The following is a 1,177-nucleotide window of genomic DNA, read 5'->3' on the forward strand; positions in this document are numbered from 1 at the left end:
CCACCGTCCCTGATGGCTGGACTGACGGCAGTGCGGTCTCTGTCGTGGTGTCTCCGGAAGATTTAGGCGGTGCTGGCGGTACCCTGCCGGATGAAGGCGATTACACCATCACCACCACGGTCACTGACAGTGCTGGTAACACCTCTTCGCCGAGCGAAACCATTACCGTCACCGTCGACACCACAGCACCGGGTCAAGGCACCGGTGAAAACGGCACGGACGAACTGCCTCTGGTAGAGGTACCTGAAGCGGCTGACGGCATCAATAAGGACGAAGCCGGTGACGGCATTGATGTGCTGGTCACCCCTCCAACAGGCATTGAAGCGGGCGACACCGTCACCCTTACCCTGACCAAACCGGACGGTTCATCTGCTGAGATATCTGCCACCGTGCCTGATGGCTGGACTGCAGGCACTGCGGTGACCATCACCATCCCAACCACGGAAATCAGTGATGGCGGCAGCTTTAATGACGGCAACTACACCCTCACGGCGACTGCCTCCGATACGGCAGGTAACAGCAGTGCGCCAAGCGTATCGACGGGCTTTACTTTAGACACCACAGCGCCGGGTGAAGGCACCGGTGAAAACGGCACTAACGAACTGCCTCTGGTAGAGGTGCCTGAAGCCACCGGCGGTATCGGTGAAGAGGAACTCACCGACGGTGTGGAAGTTTTGGTCACCCCACCAACCGGCACCGAGCCGGGTGATACCGTGACTGTCACTGTCACCCAACCTGACGGCTCCACCTCAGAGGTCACCACCACCGTCCCTGATGGCTGGACTGACGGCAGTGCTGTCTCTGTCGTGGTGTCTCCGGAAGATTTAGGCGGCGCTGGCGGTACCCTCCCGGATGAAGGCGATTACACCATCACCACCACGGTCACTGACAGTGCTGGTAACACCTCTTCGCCGAGCGAAACCATTACCGTCAACGTCGACACCACTGCACCGGGCGAAGGCACCGGTGAAAACGGCACGGATGAACTGCCTCTGGTGGCGATCCCTGAAGCGGCTGACGGCATCAATAAGGACGAAGCCGGTGACGGCATTGATGTGCTGGTCACCCCTCCAACAGGCATTGAACCGGGCGACACCGTCACCCTTACCCTGACCAAACCGGACGGTTCAACTGCTGAGATATCTGCCACCGTGCCTGATGGCTGGACTGCAGGCAC

At 59.8% G+C, this 1,177-nt stretch carries 1 protein-coding gene; it reads left to right on the top strand.

The annotated features are described in order from the left end of the window. On the top strand, nt 1-1,177 hold a 1,177-nt coding region (locus QL223_RS25870), incomplete at both ends, for an Ig-like domain repeat protein (RefSeq protein WP_281546359.1).

Origin of the sequence: Grimontia sp. SpTr1 (genome assembly GCF_947387585.1) — a bacterium.
Lineage (GTDB): Bacteria > Pseudomonadota > Gammaproteobacteria > Enterobacterales > Vibrionaceae > Enterovibrio > Enterovibrio indicus.